The 21,222-nt window shown below is 42.9% G+C and carries 18 protein-coding genes; 9 read left to right on the forward strand and 9 right to left on the reverse strand.

The window, feature by feature from the left end; genetic code table 11:
• The 7 genes from Q0Q74_RS04645 to Q0Q74_RS04675 all read right to left on the reverse strand — a co-directional run bounded on the left by Q0Q74_RS04645 (position 1) and on the right by Q0Q74_RS04675 (position 9,565).
• Positions 1-3,111: a PD-(D/E)XK nuclease family protein gene (locus tag Q0Q74_RS04645; protein ID WP_294428998.1), complete on the reverse strand. Its 3,111-nt coding sequence runs from the start codon at positions 3,109-3,111 to the stop codon at positions 1-3.
• Between the two features lie 21 nt (positions 3,112-3,132).
• Complete coding sequence (locus tag Q0Q74_RS04650) at positions 3,133-4,737, reverse strand: PP2C family protein-serine/threonine phosphatase (protein WP_294429000.1); 1,605 nt, start codon at positions 4,735-4,737, stop codon at positions 3,133-3,135.
• A 36-nt stretch (positions 4,738-4,773) separates the two neighbouring features.
• On the reverse strand, positions 4,774-5,334 hold the full coding sequence (locus tag Q0Q74_RS04655; protein WP_294429002.1) for an NUDIX hydrolase: 561 nt from the start codon (positions 5,332-5,334) through the stop codon (positions 4,774-4,776).
• A 3-nt stretch (positions 5,335-5,337) separates the two neighbouring features.
• Entirely contained in the window at positions 5,338-6,732 is a 1,395-nt protein-coding gene (locus tag Q0Q74_RS04660) for a hypothetical protein (RefSeq protein WP_294429004.1), read from the reverse strand.
• Between the two features lie 662 nt (positions 6,733-7,394).
• A complete protein-coding gene (locus Q0Q74_RS04665; protein ID WP_294429006.1) occupies positions 7,395-8,363 on the reverse strand; it encodes a replication protein RepA in 969 nt (322 codons plus the stop codon).
• Positions 8,364-8,813 carry a hypothetical protein gene (locus Q0Q74_RS04670; RefSeq protein WP_294429008.1) on the reverse strand — a complete coding sequence of 150 codons (450 nt, stop codon included), beginning with the start codon at positions 8,811-8,813 and terminating at the stop codon, positions 8,364-8,366.
• Positions 8,813-9,565 (reverse strand): ParA family protein, encoded by a 753-nt coding sequence (locus tag Q0Q74_RS04675; protein WP_294429010.1) that lies wholly within the window; start codon positions 9,563-9,565, stop codon positions 8,813-8,815. The genes Q0Q74_RS04670 and Q0Q74_RS04675 overlap by 1 nt, the downstream gene beginning before the upstream one ends.
• 403 nt (positions 9,566-9,968) lie before the next feature.
• On the opposite strand from Q0Q74_RS04675, the gene Q0Q74_RS04680 reads away from it, so the two are divergent.
• From Q0Q74_RS04680 to Q0Q74_RS04695, 4 genes are all read left to right on the forward strand, one after another.
• The gene (locus tag Q0Q74_RS04680) at positions 9,969-10,160 is read left to right on the forward strand and encodes a hypothetical protein (protein ID WP_294429011.1); all 192 of its coding nucleotides are present in this window, start codon (positions 9,969-9,971) and stop codon (positions 10,158-10,160) included.
• A gap of 76 nt (positions 10,161-10,236) precedes the next feature.
• Entirely contained in the window at positions 10,237-10,692 is a 456-nt protein-coding gene (locus Q0Q74_RS04685; protein WP_294429013.1) for an NfeD family protein, read from the forward strand.
• Between the two features lie 59 nt (positions 10,693-10,751).
• Entirely contained in the window at positions 10,752-11,633 is an 882-nt protein-coding gene (locus Q0Q74_RS04690; RefSeq protein WP_294429071.1) for an SPFH domain-containing protein, read from the forward strand.
• A 47-nt stretch (positions 11,634-11,680) separates the two neighbouring features.
• Complete coding sequence (locus Q0Q74_RS04695; RefSeq protein WP_294429015.1) at positions 11,681-13,162, forward strand: P83/100 family protein; 1,482 nt, start codon at positions 11,681-11,683, stop codon at positions 13,160-13,162.
• A gap of 52 nt (positions 13,163-13,214) precedes the next feature.
• Here the strand turns inward: Q0Q74_RS04695 and Q0Q74_RS04700 are convergent, their stop codons facing one another.
• The gene (locus tag Q0Q74_RS04700; RefSeq protein ID WP_294429017.1) at positions 13,215-13,550 is read right to left on the reverse strand and encodes an Hpt domain-containing protein; all 336 of its coding nucleotides are present in this window, start codon (positions 13,548-13,550) and stop codon (positions 13,215-13,217) included.
• Positions 13,551-13,694: 144 nt separating this feature from the next.
• Between Q0Q74_RS04700 and Q0Q74_RS04705 the strand changes: the two genes are divergently transcribed.
• Complete coding sequence (locus tag Q0Q74_RS04705; protein ID WP_294429018.1) at positions 13,695-15,005, forward strand: diguanylate cyclase; 1,311 nt, start codon at positions 13,695-13,697, stop codon at positions 15,003-15,005.
• A gap of 2 nt (positions 15,006-15,007) precedes the next feature.
• Here Q0Q74_RS04705 and Q0Q74_RS04710 read toward each other — a convergent pair whose 3' ends face one another.
• Complete coding sequence (locus tag Q0Q74_RS04710; RefSeq protein ID WP_294429019.1) at positions 15,008-16,690, reverse strand: bifunctional diguanylate cyclase/phosphodiesterase; 1,683 nt, start codon at positions 16,688-16,690, stop codon at positions 15,008-15,010.
• Between the two features lie 167 nt (positions 16,691-16,857).
• Here Q0Q74_RS04710 and Q0Q74_RS04715 point away from each other — a divergent pair, with 167 nt between their 5' ends.
• From Q0Q74_RS04715 to Q0Q74_RS04730, 4 genes are all read left to right on the forward strand, one after another.
• The gene (locus tag Q0Q74_RS04715) at positions 16,858-18,081 is read left to right on the forward strand and encodes a hypothetical protein (RefSeq protein ID WP_294429020.1); all 1,224 of its coding nucleotides are present in this window, start codon (positions 16,858-16,860) and stop codon (positions 18,079-18,081) included.
• 14 nt (positions 18,082-18,095) lie between these two features.
• Positions 18,096-19,256, forward strand: a complete 1,161-nt coding sequence (locus Q0Q74_RS04720; protein WP_294429022.1) for a hypothetical protein — start codon at positions 18,096-18,098, stop codon at positions 19,254-19,256.
• A gap of 119 nt (positions 19,257-19,375) precedes the next feature.
• Positions 19,376-20,623 (forward strand): hypothetical protein, encoded by a 1,248-nt coding sequence (locus Q0Q74_RS04725; protein WP_294429024.1) that lies wholly within the window; start codon positions 19,376-19,378, stop codon positions 20,621-20,623.
• A gap of 152 nt (positions 20,624-20,775) precedes the next feature.
• The gene (locus tag Q0Q74_RS04730) at positions 20,776-20,943 is read left to right on the forward strand and encodes a hypothetical protein (protein ID WP_294429027.1); all 168 of its coding nucleotides are present in this window, start codon (positions 20,776-20,778) and stop codon (positions 20,941-20,943) included.
• Positions 20,944-21,222: the final 279 nt, after the last annotated feature.

Raw genomic sequence — 21,222 nt, forward strand, 5'->3', positions numbered from 1 at the left:
TTAAATTTTCTCCCCGCTTACGACAAAATAGCGCCTGCAAACCGCCTGATAATCAATGCAGTTGTCGAATCCGTCTTTTTTTGTACAGACAATCCGGGACTGATTCTGCTCCTTCACGGCAAAATTTTCATCAGTCACTTCATCGTAGAATCTTTTCGCAAATGTCAGAAATTCGCTTTCGACGAGCTTTGCGTTTTCCGGCGTCGTTCTTATGCTGGGTCTTTCTGAAATCGGCGAATTTCCAAGATAAAACTTTTCCTCACAGGCTTTGATTGAATAGAACATCGCGCGGTCAATTTTAAGCCTTTCGCTTTCTTCAAGTGCATTTTCAAGAAGATAGACATAGATCGGCATCTGAAAATCAATGACCGGCTCCGGTTTGCCTTCTTTTTTCTCTTTTATGAACAGATTTGAAGGATTTGAGCTCGTTTTGAAATCAACGACCGTAAATTCCCGCTCGTTTGGTGAAGCCAGAATGCAGTCAATTTTGCCCGAAAAATAATATCCTTCCTGAACGGCACCATTTTCATCATGTGGAAGTGCCTGAACTTCCTTTTCAACCGCATAAACGGTATGACCGCGGAAAGTCTCACAGAATTTTGCGAGGCTCTTTTCGAGCATACGGAAATTCGCGTTTTCTTCAGCTTGGCTGTCCTCGCTGATTTTGTACTGAGAAGAAATCACTTTAATCGTTGTCTGGCTTGCGGTTCGACTCTCATAGGAATCAGCGAAAATCTCTTTAAAAGCGGAATTTCGGCTTTTTTCGGAAACAGCATCGTTTATCGACTTGATTAAGATTTTTTTGAAGTCCTCTCCCAGTTTTTCGGAATTTTCGCTTGCCGGACAAAGTTTCGCTTTTTTCTTCATGATTTCAGTGAAAAACAGCTCGAAAACCTTGTGATTTACGGTTCCGAGAATGAATTCATCGATAAGTTCGGCTTCGTTGTCGGGCGGATTAAGTTTGAGCACATTCTTAAAAAGCCATCTTCGCGGGCATTTGAAGTAATTTTTGAGCGTAGTCTGCGTCACCTCGATTTTTCCGAGCAGCAGAGGATTTTTCGCCCTGTGTCCTTCACGGTTTTCTTTTAAATAGCGCAGTCGTTCGCGAATCAGCTGCGTGAATTTCTCGTCTTTTTCAAACAAGCTGCAATCAGACTTTTCGCTCAGGTGAGAATTTTTCCATTTCGCAAATCCTCCGGCCTGTTTTGCGTAAATTTTTGGCAGCGATGGCGCTTTTTTTGAAGACGAATCAAAAGAATCACCAAGGCTCAGCAAAAATTTTCGTTCTTTTGAATAGACATCTTCCCGTGCGAGCGGATTTTCGGTCATTTTTCCCATTTTTCCGTAGGCAAAACCGTATTCGCCGTTGTAAGCGTGCTTTGACGCGGTAAAATAGGCCTTTTCAATGGCAGAATGCTGGTACATCTTAACAAAATCAAAACTTGGGTCAGAATCTGCAAATCCGAGAGACAAATCAATCTCACCGAGTTTCATGAAAATCCTGCGTTTATTCTCATTTACAAAATCAAGAGGCTTAAAAGAATCAGCAAGCGAAAGCGAATCCTGCGTTGAATCCAGCACGACATGAATCTTGTAAGGAGCGGCCGCCGCAGTCCGATACGGGTAAACCTGGACAGCCCGCGACTCGCCCTGTGAAAGATACTGGACGCGGGTCAAATGTGAGACAAAAAAAGCAAACGGGGAAGCAACTTTGTAGTTTGGATAATCAGCTTCCAAATCCACAAGCTCATTAAGCGAAGAAATGCATCGGCTCAAGACATTGTTGCTCAAAATCATGTTCTGGAATTCGGCCATATCAAAGAAATTCTCACGGAAATCTTCATAGGCGGCGCGGATTTCAGCAAAAGTCCTTGCATTCACCATCGGCGGAAGTAAATCAATCAAATTCCTATACAGGTTCCGAATCAGCTCATCAGCGTTCAGGCCTGTCCCGCCGTCATTTTTGGGATTCTTAAATGCTTCATCCCAAACAGTCAGAATTTTGCCTTTTTCGTACGAAACTTCCCCGGCCGTGCAAATGCAGTTGTTCATCCGTCCGAAGAGCAGAAGGTTTTCGATTGTCGCCTTGTTATTCCAGGGCAAATCCTCATTTAAAAGAAGATTTTTAAGGCTTTCATACGAAAACTGATTTTCAACGCAGTCCTGAATTTGAGAAAAAACTGCCCCTGCCCCATACGAGGAAAGCGGTCGGCTGTAGCGAATCGAATGAGGAATTTCATAAAGGGCAAGTTCACGGTCAATATAAGAGCCAAAATTGTCAAGATTCGGCACATTCACTGCCATATCGCTCCATTCAATTTTGTCCTCATCATGCATCTGTCTCAAAAACAGCGCGACATCCTTCAATTCGACAGAAGAATTATCAAAAAGATACGAATCATATTCGCCTTCATTCTCAGGAACGCTCACGAAATGAATTTTTTCGATTTCAGAAAGCTTGTGCCTGTACTGCTCCCAGTCTTCAAGAGTTTCCGGATAAATTAGAAAGTATTCCCGGCCATCACCTGAAAAATCAGGCTCAACCCAGGCCGGATCAAACAGATGATTTTCCTCAAGGAACTTGCTGTATTTTTCATAAAGGATTTCATAATCCCTGTCTTCTGCGTCAGTGAAAGCGTTTTTTCGGTAATCCTCATAGAATTTCTGGAGGGAAATGTCGCCGTCAAAGGAAAGAAAGCCTTCATTGCGGGCAGAATCAAGGCAGTCTTTCTGGCGGTCACGAAGATTTTTCCACATTTTGAGCGAGGGCAAAATCGAAGAAAGCCAGTCCGAAAACGAAGCTGCTTCTCCGGCAAATTTTTCGATAATCAGGCTCTTGAAGAACGGCTTTGCGGCATTGCTTTCAATCAGACAGCTTGCAAAAATCTTCCTCATAATAGAAGGAACTGTCTTTAAATCAGAAAGTTCAGCGCGGATGCACTCTCCCTTGAAGTTATCCCATGCGATAAAGCGTTCCATTGCGACGGCCTTTACGCCCGTGTTTTTAATTGCCCAGTCAGCCCACTTCTGGCAGGCAATATCGGTCGGAAAAACAAAAACCGCATCCTGATTTCTGATTTGCTCTTTGAGAATTTTCTGAACTGTCTCCATAAAAAATCCTGTTTAATTAAATTATTCCGTTTTCCAGATGAACTGAAGCATCGTAATGTCGTCAAACTGTTCGGCTTCACCGACAAACGCATCAATTTTTTCGCGCAGCTTTTTGAGGGTTTCAGGAGCGTCAAATTTTTCGGTTCCCTGCATTGCAGAAATCAGCCTTTCCTCACCAAAAAGCTGCTCGTTTGAATCAGTCGCCTCGTTCACGCCGTCACTGTAAACGAAGAGCCTGTCTCCCTTTTCGAGCGTCATTGAATGTTCCGTAAAATGAATGCCTTCCATTCCGCCCAGGACAAAATTCGGTTTAGTCTTAATGTATGAAAATTCACCATTGTGGAACAGAACAGGACTCGGATGACCGGCATTCACAAACCGGAGTTCGCCCGTGCTGAAAGTAAGGATTCCAAGCCAGCAGGTGACAAAAAGACCTGAATCATTGCCCTTGCAAAGCTGCTCATTCGCCACTTCAAAGATTTCAGCAGGAGAGAGTGTGTGCGATGCCTGGAAATCCAGAAGACTCTTGCACTTTCCCATAAACAGAGCCGCAGGAACGCCCTTTCCAGAAACATCACCGACCACGAGCATGAGGTGGTCTTCATCAAGAAGAATATAATCGTACAAGTCACCACCGACTTCTTTTGCAGGATCCATTGTCGCGAACAAATCAAAGTCCTTTCGCTCAGGGAAAGGCGGGTATTCTTTTGGCAGCATGTCGCTCTGAATCTTTGTGGCGACCGAAAGTTCCGTGCTGATTCGTTCTTTTTCGGCGGTCATTTTAGTAAGCTCATCAATATTGCGGCAGACATCGTATTCCATCTGATGCAGTGAATGCGCAAGGATTCCGATTTCATCCCTGTTTTTGACCGAAAGAAGCCTGTCCGAAGGCTTTCCGCCCCACGAAGCAAAATGGTCTGTCTCGCGTGTGATTAAAACTAGCGGCTTAATAAATTTGAGGTTGAAGTATGAACAGAACAAAAGCACGAAGATGAATCCGAAAACAACCTCAACAAGAATAACAAGATTGATGAACGAATATCTTGCATCAACGAATTCCTGAATGCTTTTCTGGGCACCAATTACAGCGACAATCTTTCCATCGGAATCGTAAACCGGAAGCATGGCTGTAATGTGCGAACCGTTTCGTGTTTTCATCGTGTGACGCACAATCGTCTCGCCTTTCTCAAAAACCCGTTTCGCAGTGCTGTTGTAGTTCGGCTCGATATAATCTTCTTCATGGCCAAGAGGAAATTCCTTCCATTTGCTATTATTTGCCACGACATTATAGATATAAGTGATGTGCTTGTAATCAGGTGCATCGACAAAAGACACATAAAGCAGGTTAAGCTCAAATTTATCGACAAAATCCTGAAGAATGTCATGAGTCGCATTGTACCTGTCATCAGTTTTTTTGCTTTCAAGATAGCCGGAAAAATCATCAGGATTCAGGGTAGCACGGGCTGCGGCGGCAATGGCCTTTATGCTGAAATCATACTGCCGCCTGAACTGACGCGAAAATGCAGCGTATGATGCGGAAAACAAAATCGAACAGAGCAATAATCCAGCGACAACAATCGCAACGACAATTTTTTTCGTTATAACCGGAAGTCTTCTTCTTCTCATATATTTGCCCCCTTTCTTTCGTTTTATCGATTATTTTTACGACTTGCACCAGAGGGCACAATAAGCCTGTGTCCTTGCGGCAAAGCGTGCGACTTTCAGAAGTGCCTCTATCTCTTTCTTGCTGTACCAGAACGCCTCAATTTCTTCAAATTCAGAATCGCTGGGCCGGATTTCACCAGTGGCTGTTCCTGTGACGACAATGTTCTTTTCATTAGAAAAACCGACCGCAGAATAGCTTTCAAACCAAATTTCTTCTATATGATTGAGCTGAAGCCCGGTTTCCTCACGAAGCTCACGAACAGCTGCAGAAGCCGCATCTTCACCCGCATCAATAAGCCCGGCAGGAAAATTGTAGACCCACTCCCCTGTCGCCATGCGGAATTCACGGCTCAGAAGAATCTGCTCACCGGACTCATCATGCAGAATCATGACGACGGCATCTACCCGCCCGCCTTTCAGGTCTTCGAGAGATGAAATGTTTTTATTACGGCTGATCATCTCATAAATCTTTTTATTGCCGTTTTCGGTCTCATATTCAAGATTATAACGAGTGATGAATTTTCCCTCATGAATCTTTTCGATATTCCTGAATTTCAAATTTTACACCCCCGTTATGACTTCATAGTACAGGCATGAATGGTCGCATTTTCCCTCAAACGCGCCATGACAAATCGGCATCTTGCAGAGCATCTGAGCCTCGTCATCATTGCGGCTGATTCTTTTGCGCACATATCCGATATTCTCAAAATTCGCTTCCTTGCCTTTTTCAAGCGCGGAACAGGTATTAATCCAGACAACATTGCAGTCATCGTGAGCACAAAGATCAAATGACTGCCTGAAATCATAAGAACCGGTCGAAAACGACGGAACGATAATCATCGTGAGCTTGAAGCAACGCATGAGCTGCTCCATATACTTCGTCGTGAGAAAGTCCTTGCAAATCAGGATGGCGATACGACCGATTCCCTCAAAATGAAAAATGTTCACGACAAGACTTGAAAGGATTCCTTCAAGATAGCCGGATCCGCCGTGCTCAACCCTGAAAGGATTCTGCTTGCTCTGCTTGCAAACCACATTGCCGAAGCGGTCAAGAATCGTTACGGTGTTGCGGTTTTTTTCCCAAAACGAAGGAAGTATTATAAGAGAAGGAATTGAATCAGCCTCTTCACTATTAAGCTGCTTCAGGCGAGAGGAAATGAATTCCACCATGCTGGGATTTCCAAGCATTTCCGGAAAAACAATGATGTCGCTTCCGTTCTTGCCGGACAAACGGATTTTGCTCCAAATCAGCTCATTGTCAGCCGAAAAATCCGATTCGCTGTAAGAAATTTTAAAATACTGAACTTTGTCTTCATTATATGGAAGGACATCAAATTTTCGCTCCCGGCGAAGCGGAGTTGCGGCAATCTTCAGGAATTTCTTTTCCTTAAAATGCGGGAAAAGGCTCTTTTTAAGGAAAAAATGCTTGTCAATCAGCTCACCAAGAATGGAATTTTCCATAAGGAGAAGATTGAAAAGAAAATTGTCCATGCGGTTATAGCAGTGTGAAAGGCGGCGCTTTCTCTCCCAGATACAGGAGCAGCGGGGAAGCAGACCGATTCCTGTAGTCTCGCGGTTGGTGTTCAGCACGACAGAAAAATCATCCTGCTGAAATTCCTCAACCTGCTTTCTGAGTATGGTTTCCAGGCTCTCATCAAGAATCTGGACAAGGCCTACAATCGAAAAATAATCCTGCTCTTCTTTGAGCCGCGCAATCAGGGAATCGAGCGATGCCATAAAAGCATCATCAAAGGTTTCAGGAGAGACCTGAGAAACAGCATAACCATCCGGAACCATAGGAATGTTCTCAAAAAGCGGACCAAGCTCTGTACGAACGATTTCATTAATCCGTTTTTTTTCTTCTACTGAAATACAGCTGTACCTGACAAAAAACTCTTCAGGACAGGAATTTATGATTAGAGAACAAAGCTCCGCGATAACATTATAGATTTTCATGCTCACTACATTATAGCAAAGAGTCACAAATTTTCAACGAAGAAGATTAAGACAGACATGAAAGACGATTTGAACAAGGGATTCCGCAGAAAAGCGTCTATAAATTCATACAGTTTAGTAACAAATAATCAACGAAATGGAAGAAAAATGAAGTTTTTGAAGTCACAAATTCTCAACGGTAAACAGAATACGGAACGATACCGAGTGTTAGTAACAAATTCTCAACGATTTGACTTATTTTAGTAACAAAGTTTCAACGCCAATCTGAAAAATCTGCACATAAAAGAAAAATAAAGAAAACCTTGCGCTGAGAAAACACTTTTTTCACCCATGTTTACACGAAGAATAAACAGTTTTTCTTATGCTTTAAAGTCACTTTTTTTCAACAGTTAACCACAATTTTTTGTGCAAAACCGAAATAAAAGTAACATTCTTTCAACGAGCGGAAAAAACAGCCTATTTCCTTATTACAAAACGAGTTAGGGGAAGGCATAAAAAATCATCGGTCACAGAAGCTCAACGGTATCGTAACAAATTCACAACTTCTTCTATATAAACAAATAGAATTCAAATAGTATTATAAATTTATTACAAATAGTAACACATGTTAAATTCTTAAAAACCGTTGCTTCTTTGTTACCTTTGGTTTTTGCCTGACCTATTTACAGATTGGCCGTCACAAGAACATAATGCTTGTCATTCGGTAAGATTACAGGCTTACTTTTTGCAAGCGTTATCCCGGAATTGTCCTGCGCGATCGTTACATTCAGGTCAGGATAATACTTTTTCTTAATCAGCGTTATCTGCTCCTTCAATGTATTCCAGTTAACCCGCTCTTCTGATTCATAGCTTTTTTCCTTGACGGGAAGAAACTGATTAATCAGCGACTCACGGGAAATGAAAATCGGCTCATCTATGCTGTTGTTCCTGTAGACGAACCATGCGTACAAATCTTTTCCGACAACGCTGGAGATTTCCTTGTAAACGCCGTAATCGATAGGAACCGAATGTTCTTTTGAAAGCCGGGTGAATTTTTCGGAGAGGACAATCGTAAGCCCGATGCTCTTTTTTTCCTTGCCGTTCTCGTCGATGTCCACATAGCTCAGGGATTCAAAGAAAGGAACCACGCCGGAAGTATGCCATGTCGCATTGATTTCACCGGAAAGTTTCTCTTCTTCCTTAAAGAATTCCTTGAAAAGATATTTCTGAACTTTCTGGGTCTTTTTTTCGCGGAAAACGAAAGATGCGCCTGAAAAACATTCAAGCTGTTCCTTGATTTCCTTGCCGCGCTGCTTTGGAAGCTGAAGCTCGTCCAGAAGCTGCTGGAGCGAAGTGTACTGAATCACGACCGGGCTGTCGGGATTGGCGTCCTTGTCCAGAACCGCATGAGTCGTCATGATTGTGAGCAGAAGCCTTCCGTTTTTGCCGTATGGAACCTTGATGTCGCTCGTGAGCTTAAAGTTGATGTTGTTGTATTTTCGCTCAAAAACATTTTTTTTGACATCCTTGAGAGGCAATGCGGCCGCGATGAAAGGGCTTGCGATGTAACTGCGGTACTTTTTGATGATTTCGGTTTTTGTTGCCTCAATCGGGAAAAGTTCCTGCAAATATTTGTTTTCGTCGTCGGTCATTTATGATTCCTTCCGTTTGTATGAATGAGAGCTGAGGGAAACTTTTCCGTTTTCAAGGTCTTCCTTGAAGTAGTCCATGGCACACATGACAAAGTGATTCATCGAAACATTCTGCATCGCGCAGAAAGCCTTGAAAATACTCCTCTCACCTTTTGACATCGAGACGAGGAATTTTTCCTTTACTTCCCTTCGTGCGGGAGTTTTGGTTTCTGCAGCAGGAGCGTTGAAAATTTGTGACTGTGCGTTGCCTGTAATGGAAGAATTCTGGGCTGGTTGTGAAATATTACTGTTATATGCCGGTTCGCCCGCCAAAACTGATTCTCGTGCGTCTGGAAGGGGGTTTTGTGCCGTCTTTACAGAGGAATTCTGTGAAAAATTGCTGTCTATCGCTTCTTTGAGAGGATCCGGCTTTTTTGTTGCTCCGGCACTGAAATTTTCGTTGACTTTCATTATTTTGTCATCTCCTTGATGATTTCATTGATTGAATCGCAGGTTTCTTTTCTGGCGGTAATGGATTTATCCTGGATTGAATTTTTTAGAATCTGGGCTTTGACGAAAGATGTGTCAGTCGGAACCGTGAAGAACTGCGTGTCGTCGAAATTCTTCATGAAATTTTCTGCGAACAGCGACTGGAACTTCATTCGTTTGTCCTGCTGGTTGAGGATTACGAAAGAGATTTTTTCGAGCAGATCCTTGCAGCGGATTTCCTTGGTCGTTGTGATGAGGTTTTCGATGAGAGTCTGGAATCCGTCGGCTGAGAACTGATCGAGTTTGAGGACCGGAACGATTACATCGGCACAGTTTGCGATTCCTTTTTCGAAATCTCCGAAAGCCGGAGAGGTGTCGAAAATGAGGTAGTCAAAATTTTTGAGACTCGGAAAAACGGAATCCTCAAAAGCGTAGTAATTTCGTGTGCTTGAGGCAAAGCTCTGTAGCCCGCCGTTGATTGCGAAGGTGGGCAGCAAAAACAGATTTTCAAAATGTGTCTGGACAAGGCAGTTTTCTACGGTGGTCTTGCCGGTCAGCACATCAGAAAGCTCGTAACGGAAATCTTTTGCGAGCCATGACGAAGAGTTGCCCTGAGGGTCACAGTCAACAAGAACGGTCTTAAAACCCTGCCGTGCCAGCCCGATTGCACAAGTGACCGAAATGCTGGTTTTGCCGGTGCCGCCCTTGCGATTTAAAAAAACGAATGATTTCATGAATATCCTCCCGCTCCATGAAAAGGCCATCCCTTGCGGAATATGATTTTTTGTGATTTGTATATAAATATATTTATATAGTATTTTATATATTAAATCAACTATGAAAATATTAAAATAAATAGTTATATAACAAAATATATATATATATAAATATATCACAAAAATTGATTCTGGCGGGCCTTTTTTTGTGAGTTCGAGATGTTTTTCGATTGTGCTTCAGAACGCTGAATTCTTGAGTTTTTGCATGAATGCGGGCGCGGGTATGGAGCGGTGGCGAAGCCAGCCACTGGACTGAGCGAAGCGAGGGAAGAGGCCGAGCGTATAGCGAGCCGCGGAACACCCGGAGACGGAAAATTCGCCCCATTAATAATTTTAAGAAATCTTCCGATAATGAATTACTATGGAAAATAAAACTGAAAGAACATTTTATAAAATCCGCTATGTAGGCGAGGCCTGTGATTATTTTGAGAAGGACAAGATTTACCTTTGTGTCGGCGAGATTACTGACGGTCCTCAGAAGGGCTCGCTTTTTGTCATAAATGATTACGGCGTTGATTATGTTTACGCCGCAGAAAGATTTGAGCGCGTTTAGGAATTCCAGATTCTGCTGATTTTCTAATTTTAAATTTTTCCTTTATAAAATTCCATTTTGGATTTATAATATCCTTATGGATTTTTTTTCTAACCTGATTCTTTCTCATCTTCCCTGGTTTTGGCTTGTGGTAATGGTGATTTCGATTGTTGTTGAGGCCGTTACTTTTTCGCTGACCACAATCTGGGCTGCCGTAAGCGCGCTTTTCATGGTCTTTTTTTGCAAGGCGGGATTGCCTTTGCGCTGGCAGCTGCTTATTTTCTTCCTTATTACGATTCTTCTCATGATTTTTACGCGGCCTTTTGCCGTCAAAAAACTCAAGCTTGGCAAAGTCACTACGAATGTAAACACGCTTGACGGGCAGGAGGTTCTTGTCGTCAAAAAAATCGCCCGGTTTGAAAAAGGCGAGGTCAAGGCATCGAACGGCGTCGTATGGACTGCAATGACCGACGGCGAAAATGAAATCGCGAAAGGCACGGTTTGCGTAGTCGTAAAAGTTGAGGGAAACACGCTTATCGTCAGGGAAAAGTAGGACTGTCTCAGAAATTCGAATTCTGGATGGTTATAATAAAAAGGAGAGGTAAAAATATGATGATTCCTGTTGTTGTTGTAATTTTGTTCGTGGTGTTTGTAATCATTGTTGCGAATGTGCGAATCGTACCGCAGTCAAGGGCACTGGTTATTGAGAGGCTTGGCGCCTATTGCTCCACCTGGCAGGTAGGCTTTCATGTAAAGCTTCCTTTTATCGACAGGATTGCGAATTCAATGTCGCTCAAAGAGAAGGTCATGGATTTTCCGCCGCAGCCTGTAATCACAAAAGATAATGTCACGATGCAGATAGACACGGTTGTTTACTGTCAGGTCACTGACCCCAAGCTGTACACTTACGGAGTTGAGAACCCGAATTTCGCTCTGGAAAACCTTACTTCAACTACTTTGCGAAACATCATCGGTGAACTTGAGCTTGACGAGACCTTAACGAGCCGCGATGTAATCAATACGAAGATGAGGAGCATCCTTGATGAAGCGACTGACCCGTGGGGAATCAAAGTTACGCGCGTCGAGGTAAAGAACATTGATCCGCCGAAGGCAATTCAGGAAGCGATGGAAAAACAGATGCGCGCAGAGCGTGAAAGGCGTGAGCAGATTCTGATTGCAGAAGGCCACAAGCAGAGCGCGATTCTTGAGGCTGAAGGTAAGAAGCAGGCAATGATTCTTGAGGCAGAGGCTCAGAAAGAAGCTGCCGTTCAGAAGGCAAAAGGTGAGGCAGAGGCTATTCTTGAAGTTCAGCAGGCAACGGCACGGGGAATCCAGATGATTCGTGAGGCTGGTGCTGATGATGCGGTAATCAAGTTGAAGAGCCTTGAAACTTTTGAAGCCGTAAGCAAGGGCGAATCAACAAAAATCATTATTCCGTCAGACATCCAGAACATGGCGGGATTTTTGACAAGTGCAAAGGAATTGTTGAAATAAGTCAGCACTGATAAAAAAAGTGCAGGTCTGTGTTTGAGGATTTTAATATGAAAAAACTGTTGGCAAGCGTTGAAATTTTGTTACTATCGTTTTCTCTTTTTGCCGTTGAGGTAAATAAGGGGGAGCTTGAGGGAAGCCAGAGCGATTCTGTTCAGTTTGAAAATTATGGCGGCCCGCATGCGGTGATTGAAACTGCGTCGGCAATTGTTGGAATCGGAACGGCTCTCGGAAAGGAAGTTGCCAAAGATGTCGAGAATCCGATGTTCGTTCAGCCTGAAGCAAAATATTCCGTTAATCATGTGGTTGGCTCGGAAGGGCAGGGGCTTGATGCGGACATTTTTATCTTGAATTCAAATGCCGGGGTTGATCACATCAATAACCTTCGAAGGATTATCACCGGCTATCTTATGGCGGCTTATGATTACAGTGCGGAAGATGCGAATACTCTCGCTGTTTTCATCACGGTTTATAATGCTGTTTATAGAGGAAATCTTTCAAATTTCAGTGGAAAGTATAAGGAGCCGGTTGTTTCCGCTCTTAGTGCGGATTCTGTTGGCTTGAGCCGTAATTGGGAAGAATGGGCTGCTAAAACGCAGATTGTGATTCCGCTCGGCGAGCTTGCTGAGGGAACTGCTTCTGTTGAGACATCTGTAATAAGTGATGAGAAGGTAATAGAAGCGCTTCGCTCTGATGGTGACAAGGGCGTTGAGGTTCGTGAAAATCTTGCAGAAATGAAGGAAAAGGAAGCTGTCACTGCAAGCGAAAAGGCTAAATCAGCTCAAAAAGAAGCGGCTCAGGCAAAGAAAGACGGTGACAAAGTTGCTGCAAAAGAAAATGCCAAGACTGCTACCGAACAGCAGAAACTTGCTGATAAGAAGAGCGATGAGGCAAAAACAGAGCGTGAACAGATTGCAAAAGACAGGGAGGAAGTCAAAAAGACTGAGGCAGAAAAGGCCGCTTCCGCCGAAAATCAGAAATATCTTACAAGTTTGTTCGTAGTTGATGAGAAAAATCACCTGTATTCGCTTATGACGGTGAATCCTCAGAGCGGAAAGATTGTCAAAAAATCTCCGTTAAAGCAGATTCGTGAAAAAACGATATATCCGGTTTCAAATGTCAGTTTCAGAAAGGAAGATGGAACGAATGCTGTATTCTCGGAGCTTTTCCTTGCAGTGTGCGGAGTGAACGACAGCCGTTCTGCTGTAAAGCTCTGCCTCGTTGATTCAGAGAATCTTGAAATCCAGAAGCAGAGCGAAGAAACTCTCTCAGAAAATTCTCCTCTTCTGCAGAGCGGTGACATGTTCCTTGTTATTTTGAATGAGGGCGGCAAATATTATCTTGCGGCATTTGATAAGAGCCTTGGTCTCAAAAAGAAGAGCAATGTTTCAATTAACGGTTCAAGCCCGCTGAACATCTACAGCGAAGGAATTCTTGTGACGGACGAGCATGGTAATCCTGTGCTTTTGAGGCAGTCGGACTTTTCTTCGGTCTGGCAGGCCGCATCTTCAAGTAACTTTGACGCAAAATAAAAGAAAATGCCGTGAGTCCTGTAAGTGGCTTCACGGCATTTTTTATGCTTGCTTACATTGAAAGGATTTTATCCCTCTGTTCCTTGATTTCTGCACAGAGAGGGGAATAATCCGTGTCTGTGCGGGAGCGGAGCAGTTCCGTCATTTTTTCGATAGGCGCATACAGCGGTGTGAGTGCCAGATTCCCGATTACGCCTTTGAGGGCATGAACCGCTTCGAATGCGGCATCGTAGTCTTTTGAGGCAAGAATTCCTGAGAGTTTTTCAAATCTTTCGTCTGCAAGCCCCATATTTACCATTTTGAGATAAAAATCTTCTTTGTTGAGGCAGCGTGCAAGTCCTTCTTCGACATTCGCGCCGTAATTTTTTAACGAATCAATTGTAATCATATTTTCTCCCTGTTCTTCAATTATAAATCCTAAATCCAAAAAACGCACGAAATATTTGAGAAAATTAAAAAGCTGTGTTAAAATTTACAGAGCTTTGAAAAATCTGCTTTCATTTCCGAACATTTTCCAGAATTGGTGGTTTGCATGAAAAAAATAATGATTGTTGACGATGAGAAAATTTCTTTGATGATGACTAATCATATTCTTTCTTCTGCTTATGATACGGTCTGCGCGTCTTCGGGTGAAGAGGCCATTGAGCTTTTTAAAAAAGAAATGCCCGACATGGTTTTGTCAGATTTGCGTATGCCAGGAATCTCTGGTTATGAGCTGCAGCAGTCGCTTCAAAAAGAATACAATGAGCAGATTCCGTTCATGTTCATGACCGCCGACACGGATGAAGAAACCGAAAGCAAGGGCTTTGAGAATGGAGCGATGGATTTTATTCATAAGCCGTTCCGTGCTGACATCCTGCTGAAGAGGGTAGGGAACATCCTTCAAACCGTCGAAAAAATTCAGGGATTAAAAAAAGCGGCCGTCATGGATCCGATGACAGGCCTTTTAAATAAAGCTTCTGTTGAGAGCGAGATTGCCGACATGTGCAGGAACACTCAGGGCGTCCTCATGATGATTGATTTGGACAGCTTCAAGCTCGTGAATGACATTTACGGCCATGGCATGGGCGATAAAATCCTGATTCGGTTTGCCGAAATATTAAAGGCTGTCGTCCGTCCGATTGATGTTGTGGGGCGGCTTGGCGGTGATGAATTCATTGCGTTCTGTCAGAATATTCATGATGATGTCGTAATCGAAAAAAAATCCCGCTTTATCAATAAGTATATTCTTGATGCCGCCAAAGAATTCATGGGCGAGGATATGAGCATTCCGCTTGGGGCTTCGATTGGCTGCGTTTATGTTCCGGATGAAGGCACTGATTTTTCAGTTCTGCACGAAAAGGCGGACAAGGCGCTTTATACGGTAAAACAGAACGGCAAGCATGGATTTGTTTTTTACACAGATTTGTCAGAGGATAATTCAAAGGAGGAGACCCAGAACACAAATCTTGCGAACGCGGTAAAAATCCTGAACGAAAGGAACCGTCCAAAAGGTGCGTTCGTGCTTCCGTTTGAGCAGTTCCGTATTGCCTATCAGATGCTCGTACGGCTCAACAGCAATTATCAGAAAGAGATTTGTCTGCTGCTTTTTTCAATCAAAGAAAAGGAACATGCGGCAATTCCTATAGAAGATGCGGTTGATGAATTCCTTGGGGTTTTGGGCTCTTCTTTGAGGCAGAGCGATATCGTCACGAAAAATGCCAAAAATCAATGCATGGTCATTCTTCCTGAAACAGGAGTTTCAAATCTTAGCCTAATTATAGAAAGAATTATGCAGAACTGGGGCGAAACGGATTCATCGGCCATGTTCAAGGTCACTTTTGAGAGCGGAAAACTGGAATAATCTTACCTTTTGAGGCCGTTTCTTCTTAATTCGCTGATTTCCTCCGGCGGGAGTGCCTTTGAGAAATAAAATCCCTGCACGATGTCACAGCCCGCTTTTTTTAATAGCTCCAGCTGTTCTTTTGTCTCAACTCCTTCTGCCACGCACGGAATCTTGAACTGTTTTGCCACGGTCAGAACGACCTGCACGAGATAAAGTGCTTTTCTGTCGCGGGCGATATTATGGATAAAACCGATGTCGAGTTTGAGTGCGTCAATCGGGAGTGAGGCGAGCAGATTGAGGCTTGAATACCCTGAGCCAAAGTCATCCATCTCGATTTTGAATCCTGCCTTGCGGAGCTTATCTACGCTTTCTGAGATGATGCAGTTTTCTTCGATGTAAGCGCTTTCGGTTATTTCGAGAAGGAAATGCTCTGGCGGAATTCCGTTTTCTTTTGTGATTAGTAACAAATAATCAACGATTTTCGGGTCATGAAGGTCAACACGGCTCATATTGACGGAAACTGGTACCGTGGAGCCGGATTCTTCCTGCCATTTGCGCATCTGTTCTGCGGCTTCACGCCATACATATTTGTCAAGCTTTTGAATGAGACCGTTTTTCTCGAATTGCGGGATGAAACTGTCCGGCTTCATCATGCCGAATTCGGGGTGATTCCAGCTGACCAGGGCTTCGAGGCTCGAAAGGACGGGAAATTTGCCCTGAATGTTGTATTTTGGCTGATAAAGAACCTTGAACTGCTTTTTTTCGACCGCTTCTGCAAAATCGCCAAGAATTCGGGCTTTTCTAAGTTCCTGCTTGTGCATTTTGTCATCGTATATTGCAAAGGCGGAACCGAAAGTTTCTCTTAGAGAGTTACAGGCGTAAAGGGCGCGGTCAAAGCTTTCTTCTATTGAAGAAGAGCGGTATGTTCCCTGGCAAACGCCCATTCGTACATGAATTTCCGTGGATTTTAGAAGCTCGGAAAGATGATACTTGATGCGTTCCAGTGGCTTGTCGTAGTTCCAGTGGTTCGCCATGTAGAGATAAAATCCGTCGGCATTGTAGCGGCACCCGATTCCGTGGCCTTCTCTTGCAAGCTGAGAGATGTCGCTAGAAATTGTCTGCAGAATGGTGTTCCCGAAGGAGCGGCCGTAAAGTTCATTTATAAGATGAAAACTCGAAAGATTGATGACGATTGAATCCATCACGGTGTCGGGATTTCGCTGTGTGAGCTGCCTTGCGTATTCGAAGAAAAATTCTTTTGTGTAAAGGCCGGTAAGAACATCCCTTTCGGTCAGCTGAATGATTTTGGAATCTTCGGCAAGTTCAATCGAGCGCTGGACCCGTGCAAGAATCACTTCTGGAAGGTCATATGGCTTCGTGAGGAAATCTGCCGCGCCCATCTGAAGGCTTTTGACTTCAGCGGATTCTTCGGAAGTGAGTACGATAATCGGGATTTTTGAAAGCTCGGAATCTTTGCGGACGGTTTCGAGCACGGTGTATCCGTCAACTTCAGGCATGAGAAGGTCCAGCAAAATGAGCGAAATGCGTTCCCTTAAAGAGTTGATTTTTGCAAGTGCCTCTTTGCCGCCTTCGGCGAAAACAATATTGTAGTGCTGGGAGAGAATTTCCCCAAGCATTTCACGGTTTACGGCTTCATCATCAACGACAAGAATTGTCCTGCGAAATTTCTTTGAAGTTTCCATTGAATCATAATTCTATCACTAAAAAACGGAATAAGTCAAAAAGATTTGAGAAGTGCAATTTTCCGATAAAAAATCGGCATTTAGTATAAAAAACTGATATTTTTCAGCATATAGTTGATAAATAATTGAGACATCTTAAAAAGGAAAAGAAAGGAGGACATAAAGAATTGAAAACTAAGTTCAAATTTACTTTATGTGTTTTCTTTGTTCTTCTTGCCGCGATTTTTCAGGTTTCGGGTCTCACGATGTCCGCTCGTGCGATTCTGACGGGAAATCTCGTGAAAGAGAGTCAGGGCAAAGATGAAGATGCAAAGTATGAATTCTTTAAGCTTGATCCGAAAAATCAGAAGGATGATGATGGACTTGTCATTGAATTCAGCGAAGGTTCTTTTGGTGGCAGACTTGGGCTCTGGTATCAGGTGAACAATAAAATTCAGGCTGATGGCGCAACGGTTTCTTTCCGCCGCTCAAATGTCTGGTTTAAGCCGTTTGAGACACTGAAACTTACACTTGGTTATGTTGGAAATGACCAGCTTTATAAAGAGCGAATTGATGACTGGAAGGTCGGAAACCCGTTCAGCCTTAATGAGCGCGAATGGGGCGCACATCCTGGCTATGTAAACAACTCTGATGTTGATGATATGGGCATCGGATTTGAAAGCCGTGCAATTGAAGGCCTTATTCTTACAGGCGGAATTGCCCGAAGATGGGGTGGTTCTTATGGTCCTGGCGAATTCGGAAAAGCTTTCTGGTCAAAAGATGAAGACGGCGACCCTGTTTATGGTGCATGGGGATTGACTGCCCGCTATTATCCGGGGAATGACATCTGTTTCCAGGCCGCATACCGCGACAACGGAACAAGAGACTGGAAGGTTGCCCGCTGTGCAGTTGGTTATGAAGCAAACGGAATTTATGCTTTCGTTCAGCCATGTTTCGGAATCGACTGGAACGGCGACGAAAATAAGTACGAGCTTTCTGGAATCTGTTTTGACCTTTACGGCGAGTACAAATTTGACGCATGGACGATTCTTGCTCATGTTCCTGTGACAGTCCGACTCACTGATAAAGACGATGATCCGAGCTATCTTGAAGCTTCGTGCCAGGTAAAGTACAACCTCGGAAAAATCGGAAATATGGATGATTTTTCACCGAACATCAGGTTTGGTTCCCAGGTTCATGACGGAGACAATTTGTATCCTTATATCCAGCTGAGTGATGATTTTTCAGATTCACTGAACTTCGATATTACTCCGGGATTGGAATTCAAAGTCGGTTCATGCGAAGTCAGTTTTGGATTTGAGATGATGTTCCATTCAAAACTTTATACAGACGCAAAATTGACAAATGATTTTGAATGGAAAGTTCCGTTTACCACAGAAATCAAGCTTTAATCAGGAGGAAGGCAATGAAAAGAAATAAAATAATTTCAGCACTGGTTGTTTCGGTTCTGGCTCTTGCAAATTCAGCCGCTTATGAGGCAAAGGCAAAAGTTACAATGGAAGGAAGCATTGTAAGAGAAACACAGGAAAAAGAAAAAGACGCAAAATATGAAGTTTTCGCACTTGATGCAATCGAAGACCGCAGCAAGAACAAAGTCGAGATTGATGTCGATTCAGGAATCGCAGGTGCACACTTCGAGCTTTATTATGAGCTTAAAGGTACTACAAAGGCAGAAGACGGCTGGGCTGTCAACGCACGAAACACACACATCTGGTTCAAACCTGTTGATCAGGCAAAAATCCGAGTCGGATATGTCGGCCAGGATGATTTCTTCGTAGAGCGAATTGATGAAGAAAAAGTCGGAAACCCGTTCTCTCAGCTTTTTAGGGAAAAAAATAGAGTTCCTTACTATATTACAAACGCAGATGTTGATGAAATGGGATTCAGCCTTGCTGTTGACCCAATCGAGAATCTTACTGTTTCAGCTGCAATCGCACCAGGAATTGATAACGCTGGAATCACAAAAGACGGAAGCGAAGATATGGTTTATACATCATGGGGCACTACAGCACGCTACACAATGGATGCATTCAAATTTGAAGCTTCGTTCCGTGACAATGGAAAAGATAGCTGGAAAGTGTTCCGTGCAGGAGCAGGATATGAAACTGATTCAATCTATGCTTTCGTTCAGCCGATTGTTGGATTCGAGTACAACAAGAGCAAGGATCAGTATGAATCTAACGGTGTAGCCATCGATCCTTATGTTGAATATAAGATTGATGCTCTCAAACTCACTGCTCATCTTCCTGTTACATTCCGCTTGACTGGCCGAAACGAAGATCCGAATTATCTTGAGTTCCTTGCAAAAGCAGAATACAACACAGGCTCAAAAGGTCTTTTGGATGATGTTACACCATATTTCCTTATCAAGAGTATGGACGAAACAGTTGTGACACTCAATGATGAGGCTGGTGATAATTTTGCACTCACAACAGAGGTTGGAACAGCTTTCAAAGTTGGTGATGCGAAACTTGATTTGGGTGTTGAACTTGATATTCATAGCAAGAATGGTTATTCCGAGCGAGTGACTTGGGCAATCCCTTTCAGCGCAAAGATTGAGTTCTAAAATCCAAAAAAATAGTGTGGTGGTTGAGCTTGCGGAACTGAATGTCTCAATAACCACATGCAATGAGCTTATTAGGTAATAACATCTCTAAAGATGCAAAAATATTAAAGGAGATAAATATGAAAAAGGTTTTGAAGAAAATTATGATGCTCGCTGTGAGCGCACTCTTGATTGGTTCTTTCGCTGCTTGTTCTGGCGATGGAGATGATGATGATTATTTGTCAAACGGTTCACAGCCAGAAAATGGTGGTAGCGGAGCATTTTCATGGGAAACTGCAGAACTTATTCCAAGCCTTGCAGGAAAAGAGTACAAATGGGCTGGTGCGAAAGTTAAGACAGATATTGCTTCTAGACTTCAAGTTGGTTCTAAAGTTGTTTTTGAACTTGAAGAATTGGATGGTCTTTGCAAATTCCGTATTACAAAGGATTGGGATAAAGTTTGTGAGGGTGGTATAAGCAAGTATTATAGTGCTGATGGAAAAGAAGTTAAAGTAAAATTGGCTGACCATGCAGATACTTATGAAAATGATGAGAGCAAGGCCGGAACATATTACTTTGTTGTTGAAACTGGTACTCTTGAAGCTTTGAAAAAAGGATTTGATATCGTTGGTTGCTTTAAGTTGGTAAAGATTGGTGTTACTAACCTTGTAGCTGCTTCTGAACCAGAACCTGAGGCAGATATTAATGAGACAGTTTTGCTTGATACAGAGTACAACACAATGGGTTGGGGAGCAGCGACAAATATTGCTGCGGACAAATTTGCGGGTGCAAAAGCCGGAGATAAAATCGTAGTCACCTATAAGATGAATGATGACGGACAGGCAGGCTATCACATGTTCCAGTTGTGGAATACTCTTGTTGATGGAGATCATACTTGCTTTGATGAGATAAAAGATTTGTCAGCAGATGACTCATATACACATACCCTCACAGCTGATGAAGTTGCTCTTGTCAAAGTGAACGGACTGTCAATTCAGGGAAATAGCGTAACTGTAACAAAAGTGGCATTGAAATCTGTGGGTGCAGCAGTGGCTAATGAGACAGTTTTGCTTGATACAGAGTACAACACAATGGGTTGGGGAACAGCGGCAAATATTGCTGCGGATAAATTTGCAAATGCGAAAGCTGGAGACAAAATCGTAGTCACCTATAAGATGAACGATGACGGACAGGCTGGCTATCACATGTTCCAGTTGTGGAATACTCCTGTTGATGGAGAGCATACCTTCTTTGATGAAATAAAAGATTTGTCGGCAGATGACTCATATACACATACCCTTACAGCTGATGAAGTTGCTCTTGTTAAAGTGAACGGACTGTCAATTCAGGGAAACAGCGTAACTGTAACAAAAGTTGTGTTGAAATAAACTGATTAGTGTTTAATTGAAATTAAGCCTCCTATATCGCCGGTAGATTGACTCTTTCTGCCGGCGGTTTTTTTATGCAAAAATCTCGAATATAACAAAAAGTTATCCCCGCAGATTGCCTAAATGTAACTTTTTTTTTCAAATAAATAGATGTGAGAAATGAGACCGCACTCCCGCGACCAGAGTTCTATGTCTTCTACAATGGTGATGAAAACTGCCCTAAAGAATCTGAGATGAATCTTTCCGATGCGTTCAAAACATTCGAAAACGGAGAAAAAGCGGTCAATCTTGAGCAAAAAGAGACGCAACAGCTTCACTGAGCTGCATCCATTTTCTTCTATATTACCACGGTAATCCGCAAAAAAACACAGCATTAAAATTATCCGACTGTAAAAAAATACGCCATGTGTGAATGACTTTTATTCTCGCTGAAATCTCTTTTATTGCAATAAATTCCGAATTTACAGACACTAAATTTAAAATTTATAGGCACTAAATTCTGAATTTATAAGTACTAAATTCTGGTTTTGATATACATTAAATTCGAAATTTAATATTACTAAATTCTAAATTTGCAGTCATAAAATTCTCTATTGTCT

Source organism: uncultured Treponema sp. (assembly GCF_946187725.1).
Taxonomy (GTDB): Bacteria; Spirochaetota; Spirochaetia; order Treponematales; family Treponemataceae; genus Treponema_D.

Coding starts and splice junctions, on each gene's coding strand:
- Q0Q74_RS04645 (WP_294428998.1), bottom strand. CDS start 3,111: ATGGAGACAGTTCAGAAAATTCTCAAAGAGCAAATCAGAAATCAGGAT.
- Q0Q74_RS04650 (WP_294429000.1), bottom strand. CDS start 4,737: ATGAGAAGAAGAAGACTTCCGGTTATAACGAAAAAAATTGTCGTTGCG.
- Q0Q74_RS04660 (WP_294429004.1), bottom strand. CDS start 6,732: ATGAAAATCTATAATGTTATCGCGGAGCTTTGTTCTCTAATCATAAAT.
- Q0Q74_RS04665 (WP_294429006.1), bottom strand. CDS start 8,363: ATGACCGACGACGAAAACAAATATTTGCAGGAACTTTTCCCGATTGAG.
- Q0Q74_RS04670 (WP_294429008.1), bottom strand. CDS start 8,813: ATGAAAGTCAACGAAAATTTCAGTGCCGGAGCAACAAAAAAGCCGGAT.
- Q0Q74_RS04675 (WP_294429010.1), bottom strand. CDS start 9,565: ATGAAATCATTCGTTTTTTTAAATCGCAAGGGCGGCACCGGCAAAACC.
- Q0Q74_RS04680 (WP_294429011.1), top strand. CDS start 9,969: ATGGAAAATAAAACTGAAAGAACATTTTATAAAATCCGCTATGTAGGC.
- Q0Q74_RS04685 (WP_294429013.1), top strand. CDS start 10,237: ATGGATTTTTTTTCTAACCTGATTCTTTCTCATCTTCCCTGGTTTTGG.
- Q0Q74_RS04690 (WP_294429071.1), top strand. CDS start 10,752: ATGATTCCTGTTGTTGTTGTAATTTTGTTCGTGGTGTTTGTAATCATT.
- Q0Q74_RS04695 (WP_294429015.1), top strand. CDS start 11,681: ATGAAAAAACTGTTGGCAAGCGTTGAAATTTTGTTACTATCGTTTTCT.
- Q0Q74_RS04700 (WP_294429017.1), bottom strand. CDS start 13,550: ATGATTACAATTGATTCGTTAAAAAATTACGGCGCGAATGTCGAAGAA.
- Q0Q74_RS04705 (WP_294429018.1), top strand. CDS start 13,695: ATGAAAAAAATAATGATTGTTGACGATGAGAAAATTTCTTTGATGATG.
- Q0Q74_RS04710 (WP_294429019.1), bottom strand. CDS start 16,690: ATGGAAACTTCAAAGAAATTTCGCAGGACAATTCTTGTCGTTGATGAT.
- Q0Q74_RS04720 (WP_294429022.1), top strand. CDS start 18,096: ATGAAAAGAAATAAAATAATTTCAGCACTGGTTGTTTCGGTTCTGGCT.
- Q0Q74_RS04725 (WP_294429024.1), top strand. CDS start 19,376: ATGAAAAAGGTTTTGAAGAAAATTATGATGCTCGCTGTGAGCGCACTC.